21 protein-coding genes and 3 tRNA genes are annotated in these 24,629 nt (G+C 40.1%); 11 read left to right on the top strand and 13 right to left on the bottom strand.

From position 1 onward, the window contains the following. Positions 1-19: 19 nt before the first annotated feature. Positions 20-1,732, bottom strand: a complete 1,713-nt coding sequence (gene pilB / locus AC056_RS04410; protein WP_039251207.1) for a type IV-A pilus assembly ATPase PilB — start codon at positions 1,730-1,732, stop codon at positions 20-22. 289 nt (positions 1,733-2,021) lie between these two features. On the opposite strand from pilB, the gene tpiA reads away from it, so the two are divergent. The 9 genes from tpiA to AC056_RS04365 all read left to right on the top strand — a co-directional run bounded on the left by tpiA (position 2,022) and on the right by AC056_RS04365 (position 8,953). Next, positions 2,022-2,816, top strand: coding sequence for a triose-phosphate isomerase (gene tpiA / locus AC056_RS04405; protein WP_039251205.1), 795 nt, complete (start codon positions 2,022-2,024; stop codon positions 2,814-2,816). A gap of 12 nt (positions 2,817-2,828) precedes the next feature. Then, positions 2,829-3,158, top strand: coding sequence for a preprotein translocase subunit SecG (secG, locus tag AC056_RS04400; protein WP_002156913.1), 330 nt, complete (start codon positions 2,829-2,831; stop codon positions 3,156-3,158). Positions 3,159-3,214: 56 nt separating this feature from the next. Beyond that, positions 3,215-3,299 (top strand) — tRNA-Leu (locus AC056_RS04395). A gap of 38 nt (positions 3,300-3,337) precedes the next feature. Continuing rightward, positions 3,338-3,414: transfer RNA gene (locus tag AC056_RS04390), tRNA-Met, on the top strand. Positions 3,415-3,503: 89 nt separating this feature from the next. Further along, positions 3,504-3,580 (top strand) — tRNA-Met (locus AC056_RS04385). Between the two features lie 215 nt (positions 3,581-3,795). Next, positions 3,796-4,320, top strand: coding sequence for a ribosome maturation factor RimP (gene rimP / locus AC056_RS04380; protein WP_002157009.1), 525 nt, complete (start codon positions 3,796-3,798; stop codon positions 4,318-4,320). 37 nt (positions 4,321-4,357) lie between these two features. Further along, positions 4,358-5,842 (top strand): transcription termination factor NusA, encoded by a 1,485-nt coding sequence (gene nusA, locus AC056_RS04375; RefSeq protein ID WP_004699068.1) that lies wholly within the window; start codon positions 4,358-4,360, stop codon positions 5,840-5,842. 10 nt (positions 5,843-5,852) lie between these two features. Further along, entirely contained in the window at positions 5,853-8,552 is a 2,700-nt protein-coding gene (infB, locus tag AC056_RS04370) for a translation initiation factor IF-2 (RefSeq protein ID WP_004699066.1), read from the top strand. Beyond that, positions 8,552-8,953 carry a ribosome-binding factor A gene (locus AC056_RS04365; RefSeq protein WP_002114836.1) on the top strand — a complete coding sequence of 134 codons (402 nt, stop codon included), beginning with the start codon at positions 8,552-8,554 and terminating at the stop codon, positions 8,951-8,953. The genes infB and AC056_RS04365 overlap by 1 nt, the downstream gene beginning before the upstream one ends. Before the next feature lie 59 nt (positions 8,954-9,012). On the opposite strand, the gene AC056_RS04360 is transcribed toward AC056_RS04365, so the two are convergent. From AC056_RS04360 to hisIE, 9 genes are all read right to left on the bottom strand, one after another. Beyond that, positions 9,013-9,417 carry a Na+/H+ antiporter subunit G gene (locus tag AC056_RS04360; protein WP_004699064.1) on the bottom strand — a complete coding sequence of 135 codons (405 nt, stop codon included), beginning with the start codon at positions 9,415-9,417 and terminating at the stop codon, positions 9,013-9,015. 12 nt (positions 9,418-9,429) lie between these two features. Continuing rightward, positions 9,430-9,705: a monovalent cation/H+ antiporter subunit F gene (locus AC056_RS04355; RefSeq protein ID WP_019456876.1), complete on the bottom strand. Its 276-nt coding sequence runs from the start codon at positions 9,703-9,705 to the stop codon at positions 9,430-9,432. Then, the gene (locus AC056_RS04350) at positions 9,702-10,229 is read right to left on the bottom strand and encodes a Na+/H+ antiporter subunit E (protein ID WP_039251201.1); all 528 of its coding nucleotides are present in this window, start codon (positions 10,227-10,229) and stop codon (positions 9,702-9,704) included. The genes AC056_RS04355 and AC056_RS04350 overlap by 4 nt, the downstream gene beginning before the upstream one ends. Before the next feature lie 2 nt (positions 10,230-10,231). After that, positions 10,232-12,043 (bottom strand): monovalent cation/H+ antiporter subunit D, encoded by a 1,812-nt coding sequence (locus AC056_RS04345; RefSeq protein WP_077162840.1) that lies wholly within the window; start codon positions 12,041-12,043, stop codon positions 10,232-10,234. Beyond that, positions 12,043-12,411, bottom strand: a complete 369-nt coding sequence (locus tag AC056_RS04340; protein ID WP_000624229.1) for a Na+/H+ antiporter subunit C — start codon at positions 12,409-12,411, stop codon at positions 12,043-12,045. The genes AC056_RS04345 and AC056_RS04340 overlap by 1 nt, the downstream gene beginning before the upstream one ends. Further along, positions 12,408-15,257, bottom strand: coding sequence for a monovalent cation/H+ antiporter subunit A (locus tag AC056_RS04335; RefSeq protein ID WP_077162839.1), 2,850 nt, complete (start codon positions 15,255-15,257; stop codon positions 12,408-12,410). The genes AC056_RS04340 and AC056_RS04335 overlap by 4 nt, the downstream gene beginning before the upstream one ends. A gap of 315 nt (positions 15,258-15,572) precedes the next feature. After that, complete coding sequence (locus AC056_RS04330) at positions 15,573-16,952, bottom strand: AAA family ATPase (protein WP_077162838.1); 1,380 nt, start codon at positions 16,950-16,952, stop codon at positions 15,573-15,575. Between the two features lie 23 nt (positions 16,953-16,975). After that, the gene (locus AC056_RS04325; RefSeq protein ID WP_016803971.1) at positions 16,976-18,478 is read right to left on the bottom strand and encodes a UvrD-helicase domain-containing protein; all 1,503 of its coding nucleotides are present in this window, start codon (positions 18,476-18,478) and stop codon (positions 16,976-16,978) included. A 9-nt stretch (positions 18,479-18,487) separates the two neighbouring features. Beyond that, entirely contained in the window at positions 18,488-19,261 is a 774-nt protein-coding gene (hisIE, locus tag AC056_RS04320; RefSeq protein WP_004699051.1) for a bifunctional phosphoribosyl-AMP cyclohydrolase/phosphoribosyl-ATP diphosphatase HisIE, read from the bottom strand. 242 nt (positions 19,262-19,503) lie between these two features. Between hisIE and AC056_RS04315 the strand changes: the two genes are divergently transcribed. Both AC056_RS04315 and AC056_RS04310 read left to right on the top strand, forming a co-directional pair. Continuing rightward, the gene (locus AC056_RS04315; RefSeq protein WP_077162837.1) at positions 19,504-20,802 is read left to right on the top strand and encodes a hypothetical protein; all 1,299 of its coding nucleotides are present in this window, start codon (positions 19,504-19,506) and stop codon (positions 20,800-20,802) included. Then, entirely contained in the window at positions 20,802-21,440 is a 639-nt protein-coding gene (locus AC056_RS04310) for a LysE family transporter (RefSeq protein ID WP_077162836.1), read from the top strand. Before AC056_RS04315 ends, AC056_RS04310 begins: the two co-directional genes overlap by 1 nt. On the opposite strand, the gene AC056_RS04305 is transcribed toward AC056_RS04310, so the two are convergent. The 3 genes from AC056_RS04305 to AC056_RS04295 form a co-directional block, all read right to left on the bottom strand. Further along, positions 21,411-22,220: a helix-turn-helix domain-containing protein gene (locus AC056_RS04305; protein ID WP_019456885.1), complete on the bottom strand. Its 810-nt coding sequence runs from the start codon at positions 22,218-22,220 to the stop codon at positions 21,411-21,413. The genes AC056_RS04310 and AC056_RS04305 overlap by 30 nt on opposite strands. Positions 22,221-22,320: 100 nt before the next feature. Continuing rightward, complete coding sequence (locus AC056_RS04300; protein WP_004699046.1) at positions 22,321-23,940, bottom strand: ABC1 kinase family protein; 1,620 nt, start codon at positions 23,938-23,940, stop codon at positions 22,321-22,323. A 12-nt stretch (positions 23,941-23,952) separates the two neighbouring features. After that, positions 23,953-24,621, bottom strand: a complete 669-nt coding sequence (locus AC056_RS04295) for a ubiquinone biosynthesis accessory factor UbiJ (protein WP_004699044.1) — start codon at positions 24,619-24,621, stop codon at positions 23,953-23,955. Positions 24,622-24,629 lie beyond the last annotated feature (8 nt).

The raw sequence follows: 24,629 nt of genomic DNA, 5'->3' as shown, positions 1-24,629 counted from the left end.
CCTTATTTTAAATAGTGTCTTATTCACTAGTCACACGGTTGACTTCTTGTAGAGAGGTCACCCCTTGCATTACCTTTTTTAAACCTGAACGACGTAGATTATTAAACCCCAATTTTTCAGAAGCGGCCGCGATTTCTAGAGCATTGCCATCTTCCATAATAATCTTGGAAATTTCAGGTGTAACTTTCATTACTTCATAAATACCGACACGGCCTTTATAGCCTTCACGACATTCGGGACAACCCACAGGTTGAAAAACGCGAAAGTCTGGATGTGCTAGGTCCTGTTCGGTAAAGCCCATTTCCAATAGGCTTTGTTTTGGAACATCTGTAGGTATTTTACATTGAGAGCAAAGGCGGCGTGCTAACCGCTGAGCAATAACCAAGTTGACTGATGTTGCAATATTGAAAGAAGGAACCCCCATATTGCGTAAGCGAGTCAGTGTTTCTGGTGCACTGTTGGTATGCAGTGTTGACATCACCATGTGACCCGTTTGTGCAGCTTTAATCGCGATTTCTGCTGTTTCCAAGTCACGAATCTCACCCACCATAATAATGTCAGGGTCTTGTCGTAAAAATGATTTAAGTGCAGCAGCAAAAGTGAGACCTACTTTTGGGTTCACGTTAACCTGATTAATCCCTTCAAGGTTAATTTCTACAGGGTCTTCGGCAGTAGAGATATTAGAGCTCTCAGTATTTAAAATATTTAAACCTGTATATAAAGATACAGTTTTACCGGAACCTGTTGGTCCAGTAATTAAAAGCATGCCTTGTGGTTTATCTAAAGCTTCCATAAATAAAGCTTTTTGTTCTTCTTCGTATCCTAATGCGTCAATCCCCAGCATCGCACTTGATGGGTCAAGAATACGTAGAACTAGCTTTTCACCAAACAACGTCGGAAGTGAGTTCACACGAAAATCAATTGCTTTAGTTTTTGAGAGCTTAAGTTTGATACGACCATCTTGTGGGACACGTTTTTCGGAAATATCCATTTGAGACATTACTTTTAAACGTGAAGCCAAACGGTTTGCCAATTGTAAAGGAGGATTGGCAATTTGACGTAACACGCCGTCGACACGATATCGAACCCGATATGACTTTTCATACGGTTCAAAATGTAAATCTGAAGCCCCCATACGAATTGCATCAATGAGCAACTTATTAATATATTTAACAATGGGAGCTTCATCACCTTGAGGTGTTTCGTCTTCATCTTCTTGAGTGGCAGGGCTATCAAGGCTGACGTCAAGATCAAACTCTTCATCATTAAAATCAAAACTGCTTTCTTCTGCAAAATGCTGGCCTAAAACTTTTTCCAGCTTATGATGCTCGACAATGACAGGCTCAACCATCAGTTTGCTGTTAAAGCGGATCGCATCAATCGCTTCAATATTGCTTGGATTGCTGGTTGCGACATATAAAATTTGCCCTCTTTGAATAAGTGGCAAAATCCGATGTTTTAAAATCAGTTTTTGATCGACCAAATCTTTTGGAATCTGAGATGTGTCATAAACATCAAGATCAAAATATGGTTCAGCAAACTCAGCAGAGATTGTTTCAGCCAATAAAGAAGGGGAGAGATGAACCTCTTCAATTAAATATGCGACTGTATCCTGCTTAGCTCTCTTTGCTGCATCTAATGCATTTTGCATGGTCGCTGCCGACACATGTTCTTCTTCGACTAAACGCCGAAAAAACCCCGTAAATTTTGGAGATGTATGTAATGCTGACATCTGCCTGCCTATGCTAATGTGTTTATAATTGGTATATGAAAAATTATACTTTTGTTATGTAAAATTACTACCTTATAAAATGTTGCTCTAGTCCTACTCAGACTGTTAAAGCTTGAACCAGTCGAAGTTTTTATGGATTAATTTTTAGAATGTTTAAGTTTGAGCCCTTATAAAGTTTTTTTAATTTCAAAGAGTAGAAAAGATATAAGTAATCCCATTAAAGAAAAGTATCTGAAATTTGTATAAATGCGTGTAGAATGTGCTGCATTTTTGATGAAAGGTGAGCAGTATGTCGGGTACGACGATTACGCCTTGGGTAGTTGGCAACTGGAAAATGAATCCAATGCGTGCTAACGCCAACCAACTTATAGAAGAATTTAAACAATTATTGCAACAAAACCAAATTGCAGATGAAAGCTGCCATGTGGGCGTTGCCCCTGTTGCTATTGCACTTACAACAGTACAGTCGCAATTGCAGGATGCTGTAAGAACAGTATATACGGTTGCGCAGGATGTATCGCGTGTTGCGGGTACAGGTGCTTATACTGGTGAAGTTAGTGCAGAATTATTAAAAGATAGCCAAATTAATTTCGTATTGGTCGGGCATTCTGAACGCCGTGATATTTTTGGCGACAACGTTGAAATTTTGAAGGCGAAACTCCAAAATGCATTAAATGCGGGTTTGACTGTCATTTATTGTGTGGGTGAAAGTCTTGATCAGCGTGAGAATGGTCAGGCAGAGCAAGTTGTTTTACAGCAAATTTGTGATATTGCACCTGTAGTAACTGCTGAACAATGGCAAAACCAAGTCGTAATTGCTTATGAACCTATCTGGGCAATTGGTACAGGTAAAACTGCTTCTCCACAAGATGCACAAGCGATGCACGCTAAAATTCGTGAAGGCTTATGTCAGCTTACTTCGGCGGGTTCAGATATTGCTATTTTATATGGTGGTAGTGTAAAAGCTGAAAATGCTGTTGAATTAGCTGCATGTCCAGACATTAATGGTGCGTTGGTTGGCGGTGCTTCATTAAATGCAGCATCTTTTTATCAAATTGTACAAGCCTTCGCGCAAAGCAAATAACGAGGATAGGGTATGCACTCTTTTGTACTTGTTGTACATATTATTTTAGCTGTACTGATGATTGCATTGATTTTAGTGCAACACGGTAAAGGCGCAGATGCTGGTGCTTCTTTTGGCGGCGGCGGTGCAGCAACTGTATTTGGTGCATCGGGTTCGGGTAATTTCCTGACTCGTCTAACTGCTGTTTTAACTGCATTGTTCTTTGTAACGAGTTTAACTCTTGCTGTTTTTGCGAAAAAACAGACGACGGAAGCATATAGCTTGAAAACTGTACAAACAACAGCACCAGCTCAAACAACATCGCCTGAAACTTCACCAAATGCACCAAAAACGGGTCAATAATTCGAAATAGGGCTTTCCTTTTGCAGTTGGAAGGACTAGAATGCGTCCCACAAGCTGCGGTGGTGGTGGAATTGGTAGACACGCTACCTTGAGGTGGTAGTGCCTTCGGGCGTGGGGGTTCAAGTCCCCCCTTCCGCACCAACTTTGAACCAGAAAGTTGAGTGCAAGCAGTTTATTGATGCGGGATGGAGCAGTCTGGTAGCTCGTCGGGCTCATAACCCGAAGGTCGTTGGTTCAAATCCAGCTCCCGCTACCAATTTGATTAAGGTGCAACTTAATCAAGCGAATATTAGATAAGTTTACATTGACTTTTTTTGATATTTGTATATAATTTTTGCACGTTGATGCGGGATGGAGCAGTCTGGTAGCTCGTCGGGCTCATAACCCGAAGGTCGTTGGTTCAAATCCAGCTCCCGCTACCAAGTTTCTTAAAAGAGGCTCACAGAAAAGTGGGCCTTTTTGCACAGTGGACTATTGTTTTCTGTGCTACATAGGGGCGATTAACGCCCTTTTTTATTGGTTATCGTATCGCTATCGTGTAGTGTCGACATCAATTGGTCAAATAGTCATGCTTCACTATAGTAGGTCTGTGTCGGTTAAAACAACCGATTGAATCGCACGAGAATGACGAGAGTAAATGAAATTATCAAATAAATCCCAAGCATTGTATGACATGATTGCCCCAGCAGTGCAAGCATGTGGTGTTGACCTGTGGGGAATCGAATTCCTTCCACAAGGTAAACGTTCATTATTGCGTATTTATATCGATAGACCAGTTGATGAAAATGCTGAACCAGTGATTAATGAAGATGGTGAAGTAGAACAAGGTCGTGGTATTGGTGTGCAAGATTGTGTACGAGTTACACAACAAGTCGGCGCAATGTTAGATGTTCATGACCCGATTTCAGGTGAGTATTCATTAGAAGTTTCTTCACCAGGTTGGGATCGCCCATTTTTTCAACTCGAACAGTTGCAAAGTTACATTGGACAACAGGTTGCTTTGCGTTTAATTGCAGCAGTAGAAAATCGCCGTAAATTTCAAGCAAAACTCCTTGCTGTAGACCTTGAAAATGAAGAGATTAAGGTTGAAGTTGAAGGAAAGCATGTGCTTGATATCGACAGCAACAATATCGATAAAGCAAACTTGATCTATCAAGATTAAATTTATTTAAATTATATAAGAAATCGGTAGGTGACTTATGGGCCGCGAAATTCTTACCGTTGTAGAAACGGTTAGTAATGAAAAAGGTGTTAGTCGTGAAGCGATCTTCGAGGCTTTAGAACAAGCTCTAGTTGCTGCAACGAAGAAAAGATTTTACGAAGGTACACATGCTGAAGAAGCTCAGCTTCGTGTAGAAATTGATCGTAAAACAGGTGATTACCGTACATTCCGTCAATGGACTGTTGTGGCAGATGAAGATCATGAAATGCCAGCTTGCCAAGACGCGATTTCTGATCTTGACCCATCTAAATGGTCAATTGGTGATGTACGTGAGCTCGAAGTGGAATCTATCGAGTTTGGTCGTATTGCTGCACAAATTGCAAAACAAGTTATCGTACAAAAAATTCGTGAAGCTGAGCGTGCTTTAGTTGCTGATGCATACGAGTCTAAAGTTGGTGAGTTGATTTACGGTGAAGTGAAAAAACAAACCAAAGATGGCTTTATTATCGACTTAGGCGACAACGCAGAAGCTTATCTTGCACGTGAAGAAATGATTCCTAAAGAAATTCTTCGTCCAAAGCAACGTGTAAACGCTATTTTATATAATGTTAACCGTGAAGGTCGTGGCGCTCAGTTGTTGTTATCACGCGCTAAGCCTGAAATGTTAATTGCTTTAATGAAAAAAGAAATTCCTGAAATTTCTGAAGAAATCATTGAAATTAAAGCAGCAGCACGTCAACCGGGTGTTCGTGCTAAAATTGCAGTGAAAACAAATGATCACCGTATTGACCCTGTAGGTGCGTGTATTGGTATGCGTGGTACGCGTATCCAAGCTGTGCAACAAGAGTTAAATGGTGAACGTATTGATGTAGTGGTTTGGTCTGATGATCCAGCTCAATACATTGCAAGTGCATTAGAACCAGCTGATGTTTCAGGCATCGTGCTTGATGAAGATGCAAGAAGTGCCGACATTATTTTTGCAACCAGCGATCAATTGGCTCGTGCGATTGGCTCACAAGGTCAAAACGTTCGTTTGGCTTCTGATTTAACTGGCTATAAACTCGACATGATGCTTGAAGAAGAGTATCGTGCTCGTCAGCAAAATGAAGCTCAGCAGTATCTTGACATGTTTGTATCACGTTTAGATATTGAAGAAGATTTAGCAATGGCATTGGTAGAAATGGGCTTCACTTCTTTAGAAGAGATTGCTTATGTGCCTGCTGAAACTTTTGACGAAATTGAGCTTGACGCTGAATTGGTTGAGTTATTGCAAAGTCGTGCAAAAGAAGCAGCTCTTACTGATGCTTTGAAACAGCAAGAAAATATTCAAGAACCGAGCGCAGACCTCCTCACTATGGAAGGCATGACTTCTGAGATCGCTTACTCGCTTGCCGCTCGCGGTATTATTACCGTTGATGATTTGGCAGATCAGGCTACTGACGATATCTCTGATATTGAAGGTCTTGATCATGAAAAAGCTGGTCAATTGATCATGAAAGCTCGCGAATCATGGTTTAACTAGGAGATGAAATATGACGGACAAGTCGATTAAAGAGTTAGCTCTCACTGTAGGACGTCCTGTTGAGAAGCTCCTAGAACAGGCTCGTGAAGCAGGTTTGCCTCAACGTACAGCAGACGACATTATTACCACTGAACAACAGGATACTTTGGTCAATCATTTGAAAAAAGTACATGGTCAGGAAAGTGGTAACACAGGAAAAATTGCGTTGAAACGTAAAACAACCAGTACCGCTAAAGTTGCAAGTACTTCAGGTAAAGCAAAAACAATTAACGTAGAAGTACGTAAAAAACAGGTTTTTGCTAAGCCAAACCCAGAACAAATTGCAGCAGAAGCTAAAGCGCGTGCAGAAGCAGAAGCTAAAACACGTGCAGATCAACAAGCGCGTGATACTGCAGAGCAAAAAGCGCGTCTTCAAACAGAGCAAAAAGCAAAAGCAACTTTAGATGCGATGCGTGCTGCTCACCAACAAGATAGCGCTGCACAGTCAGCACCTAAAGCTGCTGTTGTAGTGAAAAAACGTGGTGGTGGTACAGTAAAACCTGCACCAAAGCCAGCAGAAACTCTAGAGCAAAAGAAAGCACGCGAAGCACAGACAGCTCAGTTAAAAGCAACTGAAGAAGCTGCACGTCGTAAAGCGGCTGAAGAAGCTCAACAACGTACACTTGAACAAATGCGCAAAATGGCGTCTAAGTATTCAAATGATGATACAACGACAACAATTCGCGTAATTGATGATTCTCCACTTGCTTCAGGTCTTGTTGGCCAAGCTTATGAAGATTCATTCAAGCAAGAAGACCGTGAAATTAAACGTGGTGGTGCAACTACTAACCCGCGTGCTGGTAAGAAAGGCGGTCGTCGTGGTCAAGAAGAGCAAAGCTTCGTTAACCATAACAAACGTGGTTTAAAATCAAGCCAAGCAAATAAGCATGGATTTGAAAAGCCAGTTAAAAAGCAAGTCTACGATGTAGAAATCGGTTCAAGTATTGTTGTTGCCGATCTTGCTCAAAAAATGGCGATTAAAGTACGTGAAGTTATCAAAACACTTATGAAAATGGGTGAGTTGGTTAACCAAGATCAAGCGATTGACCAAGATACAGCAGCACTTGTTGTAGAAGAAATGGGCCATAACCCTGTTCTAGTTTCTGATACACAAGCGGAAGATAACTTGCTTGAAGCGGCTGAAGAAGCACGTGGTGAGCAAACAACTCGTCCACCAGTTGTTACGATTATGGGTCACGTTGACCATGGTAAAACATCATTGCTTGACCGTATCCGTCGTTCAAAAGTGGCGGCTGGTGAAGCAGGTGGTATTACCCAGCATATTGGTGCGTATCACGTTGAAACAGACAAAGGAATCATTACATTCCTTGATACACCGGGACATGCTGCGTTTACTTCAATGCGTGCACGTGGTGCTAAAGCGACAGATATCGTGGTATTGGTTGTTGCGGCAGATGACGGTGTAATGCCACAAACTGCAGAAGCAATTGACCATGCTCGTGCAGCAGGTACTCCAATTATTGTTGCAATCAACAAAATGGATAAAGAATCTGCTGATCCAGACCGTGTGTTAAATGAATTAACAACGAAACAAATCGTTCCAGAAGAATGGGGCGGTGATGTTCCGATTGCTAAGGTTTCTGCACATACTGGACAAGGTATTGATGAACTCCTTGATTTAATTCTTATTCAATCAGAATTGATGGAATTAAAAGCATCTGCTGAAGGTGCTGCACAAGGTGTTGTTATTGAAGCACGTGTTGATAAAGGCCGTGGTGCAGTAACTTCTATTCTTGTTCAAAACGGTACATTAAATATTGGTGACCTTGTTCTTGCAGGTTCATCTTATGGTCGTGTCCGTGCAATGTCTGATGAAAACGGTAAGCCAATTAAATCAGCAGGACCATCTATTCCAGTAGAAATTCTGGGTCTTCCAGATGCTCCAATGGCTGGTGATGAAGTTCTTGTTGTAAATGACGAGAAGAAAGCACGTGAAGTTGCTGATGCTCGTGCTGACCGTGAACGTCAAAAACGTATTGACCGTCAAAGTGCAATGCGTCTTGAAAATATTATGTCGTCAATGGGCAAAAAAGACGTTCCTACAGTGAATGTTGTTTTAAGAACTGACGTACGTGGTACTTTAGAAGCATTAAATGCAGCTTTATATGAACTATCTACTGATGAAGTAAAAGTTCGTGTAATTAGTTCAGGTGTTGGTGCGATTACTGAGTCTGATGTGATTCTTGCTGAATCTTCAGAAGCTGTATTGTTAGGCTTTAACGTTCGTGCTGATACAGCTGCTCGTCAACGCAGTGACCAAGACGGTATCGATATTCGTTACTACAGCATCATTTATGAATTAATTGATGATGTGAAAGATGCCATGAGCGGTAAACTTGCTCCTGAACACCGTGAAACAATCTTGGGTGTTGCTGAAGTACGTGAAGTATTCCACTCAAGTAAGTTTGGTGCAGCAGCAGGCTGTATGGTACTTGAAGGCACATTACATCGTAATAAACCGATTCGCGTATTACGTGATGACGTGGTTGTGTTCCAAGGTGAACTTGAATCATTACGTCGTTATAAAGATGTGGTTGAGGAAGTTCGTGCCGGTATGGAATGTGGTCTTGCAGTGAAAGGTTATAAAGACATCAAAGTACAAGACAAGATTGAAGTATACGATGTTCAATTGATTAAACGGAGTCTTTAATGGCGGGTAGCCAACGCTTAAAGCGCATGGCGGATTCAGTACAACGCGAGTTGTCTGAGCTAATCCGTCAAGAGCTTAAAGATCCTCGCTTAGGTGGTCTAGTGACCATCTCTGCGGTGAAAGTCAGTGCGGATATGGGATATGCTGAAGTTTACGTTACTGTTATGGGACGTGAGCTAGGTGATGAACAAAGTGAAGCAGCAAATAAAGAAACTTTAGATGTATTAAATAAAGCTTCTGGTTTCTTGCGTCATGAGTTAAGCCGTCGTATCAAAACTCGTATTACGCCTCGTTTACGTTTCCATTACGATAAGACGAACGCATATGGTAACTATATGTTTGGTCTTATTGAAAAAGCGGTACAAGATTTACCGGAACGTAAGTCAGATGACCAAGAGTAATTAAAACTCAAAATAAAAAAGCCACCTTGGGGTGGCTTTTTTATTATTCAACATTTTACTTAATGTTTAGGTGGATCCATCGGAGGTTTATTCTGTGAAAAGCGTTGTCCGATTTTATATCGATCCCATGGTAATGGACGTTCTATTGCTTCAGGAACCTCGCCACTGAGTGAGCGTAAGCGTAGATGTAGTGCCGCTTGTGCTATTAAATTGGCTGAAACAGGAGCTGTAATAAAAGCCAAAAGCGTGATCAATAGTTCGGCAAAACCAAAGCGGCCTTGGAAAGCAAAAAAGATCATTGAAGCAATTAAAAAGCTACCTAAACCCAACGTGCTCGATTTGGTAGGTGCATGTAAGCGCATGAATAGATCGGGTAGGCGTACCATTCCGATCGATCCGACTAACATAAAGAATGCACCGAAAACCAGAAAGATCGAAACAATAATTTCCATTGTAAATTGCATTTTGACCTCCCTTTAATCGATCACATGACCAGTTGTGAAATAGCGTGCCAAAGCAGCTGTCGAAACAAACCCTAGCATGGCAACCAATAATGCCCCTTCAAATAAAGAGGTGGTTGTCCAATAGATGCCTAATACAACAATCAGACAAGTTGCATTTAGAAAAAGCGTATCGAGCGCCAAAAGACGATCTACAATTGATGGCCCCATCACCATTCGAAACAAGCAAAGCAGCATAGAGATTGTGATAGCAATCATGCTAATACCAAGAGCATAAGGTAGGATGGTCATATGTTGTCCTCCGATTTGCTTTTTACATCAAAAATTTCCATGAGCGGAGCTTCATAGCGTTGTTTGATGTCTTGCACATCACTTTCGGTATTTTCTGTACTGAGTGAGTGCACCAGAATATCACCACGCTCTTGATCAATACCAGCTGAGACAGTTCCCGGTGTTGTGGTAATAATCATTGCCAGTAATGAATTCACCTGTTCATGTTCCGTTTCTAAAGGCACACGGTACCACTTAGGATGTAATTTTTTAGGCGGCCCTAATACCAGTTTTGCAACACGAAAATTGGAAATAACAATATCCCAAAGTACAACAAAAAATAGTTTTATTGCTGGTTGCCAATGGATGTGCGGTGTTCTGGTAATAAAAGGTCGAACTAAACGAGGAATCACAAGACCCAAAATTACAGCCATAAGTAGGTCGCTGGCATCAAGACTGTGCGAGAGCATTAACCAGAAAATAATAATCAAAAAAGAAACAAATGGATGTGGGAACCAACGTTCAAGCAATTTAGATAGCTGCATTGTTAAGGCTCCATAGGTTTCAGTTGACTTTCATCAGCAATCGTTGGTGTTAGCAATTTTTCTTGCTGCTGAATTTGGCGGCGCTTATATTCGGAAATATGCTCACCGTTAAAAGTGTCTTTAGAAATAATGTCAGGAACGAGATAGGCATTATGATCTTCAACTTCTCCACCATACTTTGTTTCTGGTAAATAAGATGAGTCATAAGGCTGAACACTAATAGTTTCGCTATTTTGGTCAATCTTAAGAATAGACTGCTGATAGAGCGCATGGTTTTGAATTTGTTGAGCCGTACCAGTGGTGTAGTGCAATATGGGTGAAGCAAACACTACATAAGTGATCAAGCCTGCAAGCAGAATATAAATGACTGAGTCATTACGTGGTGGTGCTTGTACAGGTAGAGCTTGATAACTCATGTAAGCAGGATTTTTTGGGTCTTCTTCTGGTACTGAAGCTCTCCAGAATAAAATAAACCCGATACGTGTTAACGCAATAATGCTTAATAGACTTACAACAAGCACGACTCCAATGATCCAGCCTTGATATGCAGTTTCAACAGTCGCTTGTAGAATAAATACTTTCCCAAAGAAGCCACTAAAAGGCGGTAACCCGGCAAGCATCATTGCAATTAAAAAATAAGTCAGCATCGCTGCTTTTTCTTGCTTGATTCTTGGAGCAATCTTTAAGTGATCTTTAAAGTCACCACGTTGTGAAGTCATCCAGCCACAGAACAGGTAAAACGCAGCGCCAATCAATGTACTGTGTACGAGATAGAACAATGCTCCTGACCATGCTTGCGTGTTTGACATTGCTATTGCGGTCAATAGAGTACCAATCGAAGACAGCACCATAAAACCAACAAAACGTCTGAGACGATCTGCACCAATTGCTGCAATCACACCATATAAAGAAGTGACTAAACCAATTGGAAGGAGCCAACCTTTAAAGATTTCCTGACTGATTACATCGTTAAATACTGTTCCATTGACACGTAAAATGGCATAAATCCCCACTTTGGTCATAATGGTAAAAATTGCTGCAACGGGCGTACTTGCAACGGCATAAGTTTTTGGTAGCCAAAAACCCACTGGTAACATGGCAGCTTTAATACCAAATACAACAAATAAGAGTAGGGCGCCAGCAACTGCTAATTTATGCTGGTCTGCATCTAAAGTGGGAAGAAGGCGTGAAACATCAGTCATATTTAGACTGCCTACACTGCCATAAATCATACCAAGGCCAATTAAGAATAGGGCAGAGGCTAAAAGATTGATAATGACATAGTGTACGCCAAGTTGAAATCGTGGCTTCCCTTGTCCATGTAGCAGCAGGACATAAGACGCCATAAGCAAAATTTCAAAGAAAACAAACAGGTTGAATAAGTCACCTGTGAGAAATGCTCCGCATAACCCCATTAAAAGAAAATGAAATATGGCGTGGAAATAGCGTCCACGTGTATCCCAATTTGCGCTGGCATACCATAGAACTGGAACTGCTAATGCATAGGTTAAAACCAGCATAAAGGCAGAGAGTCGGTCGAGTACCAAGACAATACCAAAAGGAGCTGACCACTCACTCAACTGGTAAACCGTAATTTGTCCGGTATTTGCAACAATAAGATAATTAACAGCAGTGACTAAGCCTGCAACTGCTGAGACTAAACTAATGCCACGACGCCAAGGTTGTCGCCAATCTTCTTTCAATGCGCCAGCGCCAGGATTACCTAAAAGTAATAAGATAAAACCAGTAAAAGCAGGAATGAGGATGCTGAAAATAGGTGTATTTGCTTGCCAAAAAGATAAAAAATCAAACATCACGGCTCATCCTCACGTGGGTCGTATGTTGGGGAAATATCTTCTTTAGCATCAACATGATCACTACCTGATTCATAACGGCTTCGTAATGCTAGTTGCACAATAAAAGCTGTAGTCGCAAAGCCGATAACAATCGCAGTTAAAACAAGTGCTTGAGGAAGTGGGTCGGTAATATTCGTCGTTTCAGTTAAAATTGCAGGTGAGCTCACTTGTAAGCGGCCCATCGCAAACAAAAATAGGTTAACTGCATAACCGAGTACGGCTAATCCCAATACAACAGGGAATGTACGTGCACGTAAAATAAGATAAATGCCTGTCGCAACAAGTAGCCCAATGGCAGAGGCCAGTAAGAATTCTAAACTGATCATGATGATTTCTCCCCATGAGGTACAGGACCAGACATACTCGAGTGGCGAGAGTCCCCTAATACAGAGATAAGTAGCATCGTGGCACCTACCACTGTGATATACACACCCAAATCAAAGCTTGCTGCTGAAGCCAGATGTAGTTTTCCTAAAACTGGTAACTCAACATAGACATGAGCACTAGTTAAGAATGGACGTGCCCAGAACCATGCGGCAATACCAGTTAAGCCTGCAATTGTTAAACCCGAACCAATCCAGACTTCGTATAGACGACCAGATTGTGCTTTTAGCATTTGTTCCGCTTGATCTTGACCTAAAGCAATGTACTGAATAATGAGTGCCATTGAGGTAATTAGACCTGCAATGAAGCCACCGCCAGGATAATTATGTCCACGCATAAAGATGTAGACACTTACGACAAGTGCTAAAGGCAGTACCCATGATGCCGTAATACGGAACATGAGCGGAGATGGGTTAAAGCGATAGGTGAGGCCTTGTGTCATGGTGGTACCGTGTACCCGCATACCATCCATTAAGCAAAGTGCTCCAATCGCAGCAATGCCGAGTACAGTAATTTCACCGAAGGTATCGAAGCCACGGAAGTCGACTAAAATGACATTTACAATGTTTGAACCACCACCTAGTGGTAAAGACTGCTGCGCAAAGAACCATGAAATTGAATTGTGATCACGAGTTAAAATGAGCCACGTAATCCAGCCGATACCTAAACCACCAATAATTGCTAAAGCTGCATCTCTTAAACGTCGAGAACGAAGAGATTCATACGGTGTAAGTTGGGGAAGTAGAGATAAACTCATTAACAGTAATACAGTAGTAACTACATCGACTGTAATTTGAGTCAACGCTAAGTCTGGTGCCGACATGGTGACAAATACCATGGTAACCACAAGACCAATTGCACCGCTAATCAGTACTGCTTTGATACGTTCATGATGAAACCAGAGCATCATCCAACAACCAGAGAATAATGTTAGCCAAAGAACAATAGCAATCCATGGTGCATGTGTCAGTTCACGGGTACCTGTTGTAAGTCCTTGATTGATTAAAGGCAGGGTAACCATGATGATGCTAAAAGCAATGATGAGGAACAGGTAACTTTGTAGGGAACCATTCTCAGTTTTTTGTTTGATTTTACGGCTAGTTAATAATAAATGTTTTAAAAACAAATCAAATAAAATACGACCTTGTAAGCGACCAAGTCTTGGATCGAGGTCAATTTTACGAATCATGCCGTCTTTTGCTAAAGCAAAATAGAAAAGTGTACCGCCCACTAAGGCAATAATACTCATGATTAAAGGTGCATTGAATCCATGCCAGATCGCAAGATGAGTTCCTGCAAAATCAGGCTGCATGAGACTTGCGCGTGTCACACTGTTAACTAAAGGCTCGACCAGTAAGGATGGGAAAATACCCACTAAAATACAGAGTGTTGCAAGTAGTATGGCTGGTGCTCGCATGCCAATTGGTGGTTCATGCGCATTTTTATTTGGTACTTGTTTACCAATTGGACCGTCAAAGAACACGCCGTGTACTAATCGGATTGAATAACTCACTGCAAAAATACCTGCAAGAGTCGCAATAATACTGGCAAAGATAACCGTTGAACCTGAAAGGTTTGCTAACAGTTCGGTAAAGAACATTTCTTTCGAAATAAAGCCATTGGTGAGCGGAACACCTGCCATTGATGCTGCAGTAATCATGGTAAGTGTTGCGGTAAACGGCAGTAATTGCCATACCCCACTTAACTTTCTAAGATCACGTGTACCAGTTTCATGGTCAATAATCCCTGCAATCATAAACAGCGCAGCTTTAAATGTTGCATGGTTAATAATATGAAAAACCGCTGCTGCAACAGCTAAAGGTGAGCCAATACCAAGCAAGCAGACAATCAGACCTAAATGACTAATGGTTGAATAGGCTAACAGTCCTTTTAAATCTTCTTTAAAGATTGCAAAGCATGCGGCCATACAGAGCGTAAATAGGCCTACAAAAGTAACGATGTTGTGATAAAGCGCGGCACCAATAAAGATAGGTGCAAGACGAGCTAATAAGAAAATACCAGCCTTAACCATGGTTGCTGAGTGCAAATAAGCCGACACCGGAGTGGGTGCAGCCATTGCATTGGGTAACCAAAAATGGAAAGGGAACTGCGCACTTTTTGTAAAAGCACCGAGTAAAATAAGTAAAAGCGCTGGAACGAAAAGATGATGACTTTGAATGAGATCTTTCATTCCGACAATGTCATTAATTTCGTAGGTACCTGTGATTTGTCCTAATAAGACAAATCCACCTAGCATAGCGAGTCCACCCATTCCTGTGATGGTAAGTGCCATACGTGAGCCACGCTGGGCTGCTTCGTAATGACTCCAGTAACCTACTAATAAGAAGGATGAAATACTGGTAAGTTCCCAAAAGACTAATAAAATAATTAAATTATTGGAAAGAGAAATACCCAACATAGCTGCCATAAACAGCATGAGTAATAAATATAGTTTACTTAGTGAATTTTTAGGGCCTAAATAGTAATAGGCATAAATATAAATGAGTGTACCGATACCGGTAATAAGAAGAGAAAATAATAAACCAAGGGCATCAAGTCTAAAGCTCAGATTAATCCCAAGTTGTGGTAACCAATCCCAACTTTGTTGAATGCTTGCACCACTAAGCACTGTTTTAGCTTGAGTCAGTAATAAACCAAAACTGGTTAAACTGACTCCGATTGCCCCTAAAGCCGTTACTCCACGTGAAAACCGTTGAAGCAATGAAACAAGGGTGGTGCCTAATATTAACGGTAATAAGATAATTATCGGTAGCACACTCGTATCCATATATAATTTAGACCGAAGCCTAAAGGTGAAATTTTCATTTCAGAATAGATAGGAATTCAAAGAGATTTCCAAAGCTTATATTCTGAAAACCCGACCAAATTAGAAAAATAAAGCGAGAAACAAGTTGTATTGCGCAACTTGAATAATAAAAACGCAAAATGAAATTTATTGTACACTAAAAAATCATTAAAAATCTGATGTTATTACATGCGGTAACAACATCTAGTGATTTTTCAGCTTAAAAACCAGATTTCATCGTATATTTAGCGAATGAGGTTTTTATTATAAAAATTGCACTAAATGAATAATAACGTTTTAAAGAGAAGAAGTTTCTTCTGAAGTATCTCCTGTATGAATCATACGTAATAATTCAATTTTTTGCTGTTCATTTAAGCTTTGGATTTGTTGGTACAAACTGTCGATTTGAGTTATTGAAGGTTGAGTATCAAGCGGTAGCGTATCGACATGAGGAACTGTTTCATCTCTTTGCAATAGCGTATAAAGGTGCTCAAGCTGCTGTTGAGTGGTATTTAAATCAAGTTGAGTAACCTTGCCATGTTCTAATTTAAGACATTGGTAGGTAACTGCATGTTCAAGTAATTCTTCACGGCTTCCAGTCACTATAATTTGTAAACGCGGAAAGGCTTGATGCAGACGATTTAAAATTTCAGAACAATGCAGAGCATCTAATTGCGAATCAATCTGGTCAATTAACAAAACTCCTTCGCCTTCAAGGCAAGGGTTTAGACTTAATGGATTGAGTAGACAAAGTCTACGAACAATATCACCTACCAAAGCAATCCATGTTTTTGTGGTATTTGAAAGTTGCTGAAACGTTAAAACCTCACCTTGGTAATGGGCCATAAGTTGAAGCTTTGGGTGATATTGTAAATAGAGCTCAGAAAGCTCTGGAAAAACAGTTTTTAACGCTGATTTGAGTGCATATAAATTTGGAGAGGGGAGTTGCTTTGGTTGTCCTGCCAATTCGATTTGAAGTTGGCGTAAAAGTTCGTCCTGATCTTCTGGATTTGATTGCTGTGAAATAATTTTTTGCACAACATGAGCTGCTTGCGCATTTTCAATATCGCTAATTTCACGTAACCATTCAAAAAAGCGAGTAAACGTTGTAAATGGAATTAAACTAATATCGTAAGCAGAAATAGATTGGGTAATGCCCGGTAGGTTTTTGTTGAGCAAACTTATATCGTTAACAAAGCGCTCAGATGGATAATAGGCAAGTAAGGGCAGACCTTGAAGTGGGTCTTTTCTCGTTACTTGATGATAAAGTGCAATGGCTTGATCGAGTTGTTGAGTTTCGACTTGACTCATGCCTATTCCACTCGAATTTAAGGTCTTAAACAGTTTCCAGCTACAAAGTGATGTGTCAGTCTGCTGTGCTGAAGTTGTTTCAGGGAGTTGACCAAACTCTGAAGGAATATGAATACTGACTTCTATTTTAGACTGCAAACGAGAAAGGGTAATGTCTTGATCAGGCATAACCACGCCCGGAGTACGGACATCTTTCAAGCGAGCAGGAAACCATGTTAAGGCATTGTAAATATGCTTAAGCAGCATACTTTTTCCAGTTGCCTGTTCACCTAAAATTAAAGTAATTGGTTGTTTATCATATTCAAACTGGATCTTTAGATCATGAAACAGAGCAACATGTTTAAATTGGATAGATTCAAGTCTCATAGGCTCACCTAATTATGAGCGCTTCAACCAACCGACTTTCGAAGACTTAAAGGCGCCCTTACTTTTAATTGTTGTATCAGATCATAAAGATGATGGATGTTTAGACTTACTTTAGCACGAGTACAGGCCACGTAAAGTAATCTTAATTCTTCATCTGTAATCTTATGCTCTAAGCCATTAATTTTAAATTGATAGTCATCTTCAATATGGACACGATTCCACTCTAGTCCTTTTGCTTTATGGGCGGTAGAGATGACATAGTCAGCCTGCTCAAGTGGAGTGATCTTTGCAAGTGCTTTTTTCAGTGGGTCAGTGCCGTGATCATCTACCAGTTTAACCAAGGGTTTAATATCACTTCCTTCATTGGTTTCACAATATTCATGAACATCATGCCATGAGTTAAACCATGCCAACTCGGGAACGTCAGTAACTCGTTTTCCTTGTTTCAAGAGGCTTGCAGCATCTACAAAACGGTTTAGTTTTTGATGATCTGCCTGCAAACTTACTTTATCACCGTGAACTAAACCAGCTAATAAAAGCTCCATTGCCCGAGCATTGGTACGACACAAAATTGCATCACGCATTTTAGTATGAGGCTTATTGACGACACTTGATTTTTGATTCGGATTGCCAAGCAGAGGAACTGTCTCATTTAAGCCACCTAGCAAAGCATTGGCAACATCGGCAATTGCCTCTCCAAAACGGAAAGAAGTGGTGAGACGAGACTCTGGCAAAGGTAGTTGTTGCATGGCATTTACTGCACCGCGCCACGCGTAGATTTGCTGATGTGCATCGCCTACATAAATAACTTGCGTACTTTTTTGACGAAGTAAAATCCCCAGCATTAAAGGATCGGCATCTTGGGCTTCATCAAATAAGACATAATCGGCTGGAATGTTAGGTTCAGACAAGGCCCAAAGCTTGAGATAAATATCGTGACCAATTCCGGCCTGATGGTTCGGGTCGATAGACTCTAACCAGCGCCGTTCAACAGCAGGGTAAAGGTGGGTTTGTAGCTCGGTAATGTCGTCTGGATGTAACCAGTTGGGTGCCTGAATATGTCGAGGAGCGGGGTATTGTGAGCTAGTCGAACAGAAATAACTCACCGCATTGGCGACAAGACTTGCGAGGCGACTTGGCATTAAGACGTATTTTTCATAACGCCCACCCATCATGCGTCGTAAGGTAATCGGTTCTAGTCGATATTCTTTTGCAATGAAGCTTGGACTTAAGCGCGGCAAGCGTAATTTATCAGTTACGCCGCGTGGCACACTGCGAAAAGCGAGTGAGTGAAAAGTACGACAATCTACATTACGATGAAATTTGTTTTGTGCTTCACCAGCAATTGCTTTGTTAAATGCTAGGTACATACCACGCCGTTCAGGCATAGCATCGCTAATCATTTGTAATGTAGTAGTTTTACCTGTACCCGCATAGGCAATCACTTTAAATGATTGCCCAAGACGTCCATTATCTATGGCAATTGCTTGCTCATAGGTGGCTTTAGGTTTTTCGATATTCGACACTGAGTGATTTTAAACCTTGTTACGGTTAGCTTTTTCAACTAAACCAGATAAACCCTGACGACGAGCTAATTCGTCAATAATAAGTTGTGGATTAAGATCGAAATAACCCAACATGACAATGCTATGGAACCACAAATCGGCAGTTTCATAAATCAAGTCATTTAAATTGCTTTCTGTATTTTGAGCAGCGTAGTCTTTCGCAGCAATAATAGTTTCTACGCTTTCTTCGCCGACTTTTTCTAAGATTTTATTTATGCCTTTTTTGTAGAGGCTTGCCACATATGAAGTGTCTGCTTCTGCTTGCTTACGCTCTTGCATTAATTGCCCTAAGTGAGCAAGCACATCAACTTGTTCAGTGGTATGAGCGTGATCGTGGCTTTCAGTTTTAGCTTTGTCACCATAAATTGCAGTAGGGTCTTTTAATTGTGCATCAACAATTTCCCAACCCTGTGGGGTAAGTTTACGGTAGAAACAAGACTCACGACCTGTATGGCACGCGATACCACCGTGTTGTTCAATTTGTAGAATAATTACGTCGCCGTCACAGTCTAAACGAATTTCATAAACTGTTTGAAAATGGCCTGATTCTTCGCCCTTGTGCCAGAGTTTTTGGCGAGAGCGAGAGAAGTATACAGCCTGATTTTTTTCTGCTGTGAGCGCAAGTGATTCACGGTTCATCCACGCTACCATCAAAATACGTCCGGTTTGATGATGTTGAGCAATGGCAGGGATAAGACCTTGTTCGTTAAATTTTACTTCATCGAGCCATTGCGTATTGTTCATGAGGAATCACCAAAAGTGTTATATGAGTAAAAATGAACCGTAAAAACGGTGACTATAGTTTACGGTATGAAAGCTGTGTTTAGGAATAATTCTTTCTATATTTCTATTTCATTTCAAAAGGAACAGCACCGAGTATTTAATGAGTAGATAATTGAACTTTGTAGTGTGGCAATTTTTTCCAATACAGATTAAGGCATGGCGTGGTTTAGTTGAAAATATAATTTAATACAACGGAGCAAATCATGTTCTCGACTAAGTTTTGGCCTTTATCTTCTCATTACCATGTCCATATGATGGACATTCCTCTTCCAAATAATTTTTCTCCAAAGGCGCTAGAGCTAATAAATCAAGCAATTCGTATTAGTGATGCGATTAATAATATTCAACCTCTTAATCAAGAAAATCATGATGGCTTAATTAAAATAATGAAAGAAAAGCTGGCTTTTATATGCTTGAGATTGACACAAGAATTTAATGATGAGGACACAAAAAAATCATTAATGATGAGAGCAGAAATTTTGCAAGATGAAAAATTACAGAGTGAACTGTTACCAAGAATTGCTGCTCTTAATGAAAATGAGCTTCTTCAAGGTATAGGATATATGTCAACTTGGATAGGAAAATCAAAATCCCAGTATCATTCGGCATGGTTTGGAATTCCTAATAATGAGTTACAGAATATTTCAGACACTGTAGATAAATTGTTCAACAAAAACCTTGGCTGGCTAAAAAATACAATTAATGAGGACCTTATAGCACTACCATTTTGCTCTTATAAAATAGTTGATCTATTAGCAGTCGCTGGTGAGGCTAATGGTTACCCAAAACATTTTGCTTACTTCTTTCCAGAAGATGAAGGCATTAAATATTCACCTGTTAAAAGAACAGTGGTATTTGCAAATACATATCTAACAATGTTTGAAAAATTTTCTCGTAAAGAGACGAAATTATTTGGGTGGGATAAAATAGAAATTCCTGATATTAGTATATGTTCTCGATATTTAATAGCATGGTTTCGGGGGCATGATTTAGGTCATTCTATTGTTCGTTCTTGTACGAGATTTGATCTGCTAAGTAAAATGGATCGATGGGGATCAATGGTAATTCAAGAATCTCTAGCAGATCTTTTTGGATTTTTAATGTGTACAACGGAACATACAAAACATGAACTTGATTTAGATAAAGAAATTTTAGGGAAAATTTACCTTTTAGAATTATTCCGTTATTTAAGAAGAGGAGCGTGCGATTTTCCTGATGCTGGCTCTGCTTATATCCAATTAAAGTATTTAATCGAAGAAAAAGTTATTGATATTTCTAATAATCATATAAATATTAATCTTAATATTCTTATTCCTGCCTTTGAAAAGTTAGTAAAAGAGTTGAGTGAAACTGTTTTGAGTGATGATATTGAAAAGGGATTGATGTTCATTCAAAAATACTCTCCTCATCATAATAAAAAAGATGCTGAAGAAATTATAATCCGTCTTGGTAAAACAGTAGATGTAATTGAATATAGTCAAAGAGTTAAGGAGTGCGCTTAATGGAACCGTTTTCAAATGGTTTTCTTCTTAGTTTGTCACTCTGTTTAGATATTGGTATTGCTAATATTGCGATTATTAATTTAGCAATGCAACGTGGCTATTTTCAAGGACTTTGGCTAGGTATCGGAACCTGTGTCGGTGACCTGATTTATGCTGTTTTAGCCTTGGCGGGTATGAGTATTCTACTGCAATATGAACCAATACGATGGTTATTATGGATTGGTGGTGGAGCAATACTCATCTGGTTTACTATCAAAATGCTAAAAGAAGCCTTACAAAAAAAACAAGAGATTCAACTACAAAAAGTTGTTAAAGAGGAGACTTCCTTTAAGTCTTTTGGTAAGGGGATGATATTAGCGATGTCTTCTCCTACAGCAATTTTATGGTTTGCTACAGTAGGTGGAGCACTCATTTCTAGAATGGGAAACAATGGTTCTTTTGCAGTCTCATGGTTTCTGGTAGGTTTTTTTATAGCAGGTATATTCTGGGCTGCAGTACTATCTGGTGTTGGTGGCTTTGGCAGTAAGATATTAGGCAAAAATATTTTAAAGTATTCTTATATTGCTTCTGCTGTGATTTTTGCTTATTTCTCATTTTATGTGATTTATTCAGGTTATAAAGAATTTATTCTTTCCTGAGTTAATTTGTGTCAAATAATGGTGGGGGGTTACCCCCATCGTTTTTCTAAAAGCATGAATAAAATGGCTTTGATCATAAAAGCCAAGGCTCATGGCGGCTTCTACAGAGTTCATATTGTTTCTTAGTAAGTTTCTTGCTGCATTTAAGCGTAGTTGCATGTGATATTGCAGTGGTGGCATTCCAACATGTTGTTTAAATGCACGCACGAAATAATATTTGCTTAAACCACTCATGTGAGCAAGTTCATCGAGTGACAGCTTTGCCGTCAAATGCGCGCGCATATATTCTTGAATAAATAATACTGCCGATTTGGCTTGAGCATCGAGATAAATTTTGTCTTCAACAAGTTGGCCTAAAAGCAATAATAACTGTTGTTCTTTATTAAAAGGTGAGTCATCTTTTTGATTAAATGAAATAATGGCATTGAATAACTCAGTATTTTTTATAATTCCTTCTTTTAATACTGGAGCAGTATTACTGCTATAGATATTATTTTCAGATACAAAAGCACGTAGTGCGCACTGGGGAAGATGAATACTAAAAAATTCAACTTGATTGTTACTAAATCGAGAAGATTGTATTGATGTAGGATTATATATAGTAACTTGTTTTGCTTTTACAGAATCTTGTTTGCCATTTAGCCAAATTTCTTCAATTCCTGAAATATTAGCGCTAATTACATATTCATCATGCACATGACGTGGATAGGCATCATTGCAAGCAATTGTGCGAGAACATTCTATCTGATTGATGCTAAACCATTCCGATGAAATAAGCACTTGGCATTCTCTTAATCTGATGCATATGAACTGAATAAATCATATACATCATTTATTTTCAAGTCTTAAAAAAACTTGAATAAATTAAGAACCTTTTTAATTATTTCAATATACGCCAAAGCGCTAATAAACTACTCAGCACAATTAAAATAATAGAAACAAACCAAGGGCTAATAATCGCGATGGTGAGCAAAATCAGCATGGTACTGCCAAATATCCAACTGCGGCGTTGTTGATGTTCCATTTGCAAACGAAGTTGTTGCATTTCGCGTAACTGACGGTCTTGCCAAGCAGACTGATTTTTTAAACCATTTAAACTGTCAACAATTAAGCTTGGGAAATCTTGGGCACCTAAAAGCAGGTCAGGTAGTTGCTGTCCTAACTCTTTTATATTTTTGACTGGGTTCATGTTGGCTTTGACCCATTCAGTCAAAATAGGTTTTGCCAATTTCCAGATATCGAGCTGCGGGTAAAGATCGGTCCCTAGACCTTCGACATGCACTAAAGTTTTGAGTAGCAGCATGAGCTGTGGTGGAATCTCTAAATGGAAGCGACGAGCAATATCCATTACTTGAATCAAGATGCCCGCAAAATCAAGTTGATCCATTGGTTTAGATACCATTGGACCAACTGTGCGACGCATTTCACGCGATAGCGCATCTTGGTCTGTACCTGGTGGAATCCAGCCAGCTTGATGCACAATTTGAATGAGCTGCATAAAGTTGCTGTTCATTACAGCAAGCAACATGCGGGCAATGGTCATCTGGTCATGCTTAGATAACTCACCCATAATTGCACAGTCGAGTGCAATAAAGCGTGGATTGCTTGGGTTAATTGTTTCTACAAAGACATTGCCGGGATGCATGTCAGCATGGAAAAAGTTATCGCGGAATACTTGCGTAAAGAAAATGGTTAGTCCTTTTTCTGCAAGTTGTGCGCGATCCATGCCTAGACGGTCAAAGGTTGCCGTATCTGAAATAGGCACACCAGTAATACGTTCAGCCACCATGACATCTTTGGTATCCATGTAGACTTCAGGCACGTACATCATGGTTGAGCCAGTAAAGTAATGGCGCATACGACGAGTGTTGTCTGCTTCGATACTCAAGTCCAGCTCATTTAAAATAATCTGGCGGTAGTCTTGAATAATTTCAGAGAGATGTAAGGCACGAGCAGCTTCAAGGCGACTTTCTAGTGTGTTGCCTAACCATGCCAAAATCTCAAAGTCTTGCAAAATTTGATTACGAATGTCGGGGCGAGTCACTTTAACAACGACTTCTCGACCATCGTGCAAAGCAGCAGTATGAACTTGTGCAATTGAAGCAGCAGCTAATGGCTGGTCATCAAATCGTGCAAACAAGGTATTTACGTCAGCTTTTAATGATTCTTGAATACGTTGTTTGGCAACATTGCTATCAAAAGGTTTGACTTGATCTTGAAGTAAGACCAGTTGAGCGAGTATTTCAGGTGGAATTAAATCACGTCGAGTTGACAGTAATTGTCCAAGTTTGATTGCAAGTGGACCCATCTCTTCTAAAGCTTCTTTGAGCTTTAAAGGATTTTTACGTTCGCGACTCGACCATGCAGCAGGATGCATTTTAATAACACTTAATGCACGCTGAGCTTTAACAGGTAATTCATCCGCAGGGAATAACGTATCGAGTCTATAGTGCGCTGCAATACGCCAAAGTTCGAGTAAACGTGAAACGTGCGGAATCATATACAGTCTTACCTAATCTTGAGTGGGTTGTAGTTGTGCATTGAGCTGCTGCAATTTAGCTTCTAGACGGTCAATATCTTGATTAAGCTTACGCGTAGCTTGATTTAAATTGTCCATTTCCCAACGTGGGGCAAATAAACCACTGTCTTCTTTTAAAGCATCTTCAGCAAAAAATAGATGGCTTTGAAGAGAACGTTTTAAATGCTTTGGTGCAAGCTGAATCTTGCCAATTTCATGAGCGAGTTGAGGACCAACCCATTTTGATAAATGCGCAGCTAAATCAGGTTCAGCTTGCTGCATAATTTTTTGAATATCTTGTAATAGGTGATAGTCACCTTCTAGTGGGATATTACCAATCTGGTCTGCATCACTCACCAATAGTTTGATGAGTTCAACCACATCTTTGACATGCAAAGTTGCTGTTGCTTCAGAAATTTTGAATTGCGGATCAAAAGGGCGTTGTTCAAAAATAGAAGGTTTTTCGCTATGCCCAGTTGCAGTAGGTTCAAGACGTACTTTTTCTTGGTCAAAGAATACATCGACAGAAAGCTGCGGGCTATCGATGACAACACGCAACATTTTGCCCTGTAACTGATTGAGCTGAATGCGGGTTAATGCATCCAGATCGATCAGATGATGAATGATACGTTCGACTGCACCAAGTGCCAGAATCGACCACATATCGCTAT

This window comes from Acinetobacter genomosp. 33YU (genome assembly GCF_001990725.1).
Lineage (GTDB): Bacteria > Pseudomonadota > Gammaproteobacteria > Pseudomonadales > Moraxellaceae > Acinetobacter > Acinetobacter seifertii.
The sequence above is the reverse complement of the archived record's forward strand: the minus strand, read 5'-3'. Positions and strand labels throughout refer to the sequence as shown.

Coding starts and splice junctions, on each gene's coding strand:
- AC056_RS04360 (WP_004699064.1), bottom strand. CDS start 9,417: ATGCAATTTACAATGGAAATTATTGTTTCGATCTTTCTGGTTTTCGGT.
- AC056_RS04345 (WP_077162840.1), bottom strand. CDS start 12,043: ATGTTTGATTTTTTATCTTTTTGGCAAGCAAATACACCTATTTTCAGC.
- AC056_RS04295 (WP_004699044.1), bottom strand. CDS start 24,621: ATGTGGTCGATTCTGGCACTTGGTGCAGTCGAACGTATCATTCATCAT.
- infB (WP_004699066.1), top strand. CDS start 5,853: ATGACGGACAAGTCGATTAAAGAGTTAGCTCTCACTGTAGGACGTCCT.
- nusA (WP_004699068.1), top strand. CDS start 4,358: ATGGGCCGCGAAATTCTTACCGTTGTAGAAACGGTTAGTAATGAAAAA.
- AC056_RS04335 (WP_077162839.1), bottom strand. CDS start 15,257: ATGGATACGAGTGTGCTACCGATAATTATCTTATTACCGTTAATATTA.
- AC056_RS04330 (WP_077162838.1), bottom strand. CDS start 16,952: ATGAGACTTGAATCTATCCAATTTAAACATGTTGCTCTGTTTCATGAT.
- AC056_RS04350 (WP_039251201.1), bottom strand. CDS start 10,229: ATGCAGCTATCTAAATTGCTTGAACGTTGGTTCCCACATCCATTTGTT.
- AC056_RS04315 (WP_077162837.1), top strand. CDS start 19,504: ATGTTCTCGACTAAGTTTTGGCCTTTATCTTCTCATTACCATGTCCAT.
- AC056_RS04300 (WP_004699046.1), bottom strand. CDS start 23,940: ATGATTCCGCACGTTTCACGTTTACTCGAACTTTGGCGTATTGCAGCG.
- AC056_RS04310 (WP_077162836.1), top strand. CDS start 20,802: ATGGAACCGTTTTCAAATGGTTTTCTTCTTAGTTTGTCACTCTGTTTA.
- AC056_RS04340 (WP_000624229.1), bottom strand. CDS start 12,411: ATGATCAGTTTAGAATTCTTACTGGCCTCTGCCATTGGGCTACTTGTT.
- secG (WP_002156913.1), top strand. CDS start 2,829: ATGCACTCTTTTGTACTTGTTGTACATATTATTTTAGCTGTACTGATG.
- tpiA (WP_039251205.1), top strand. CDS start 2,022: ATGTCGGGTACGACGATTACGCCTTGGGTAGTTGGCAACTGGAAAATG.
- rimP (WP_002157009.1), top strand. CDS start 3,796: ATGAAATTATCAAATAAATCCCAAGCATTGTATGACATGATTGCCCCA.
- pilB (WP_039251207.1), bottom strand. CDS start 1,732: ATGTCAGCATTACATACATCTCCAAAATTTACGGGGTTTTTTCGGCGT.
- AC056_RS04355 (WP_019456876.1), bottom strand. CDS start 9,705: ATGACCATCCTACCTTATGCTCTTGGTATTAGCATGATTGCTATCACA.
- AC056_RS04365 (WP_002114836.1), top strand. CDS start 8,552: ATGGCGGGTAGCCAACGCTTAAAGCGCATGGCGGATTCAGTACAACGC.
- hisIE (WP_004699051.1), bottom strand. CDS start 19,261: ATGAACAATACGCAATGGCTCGATGAAGTAAAATTTAACGAACAAGGT.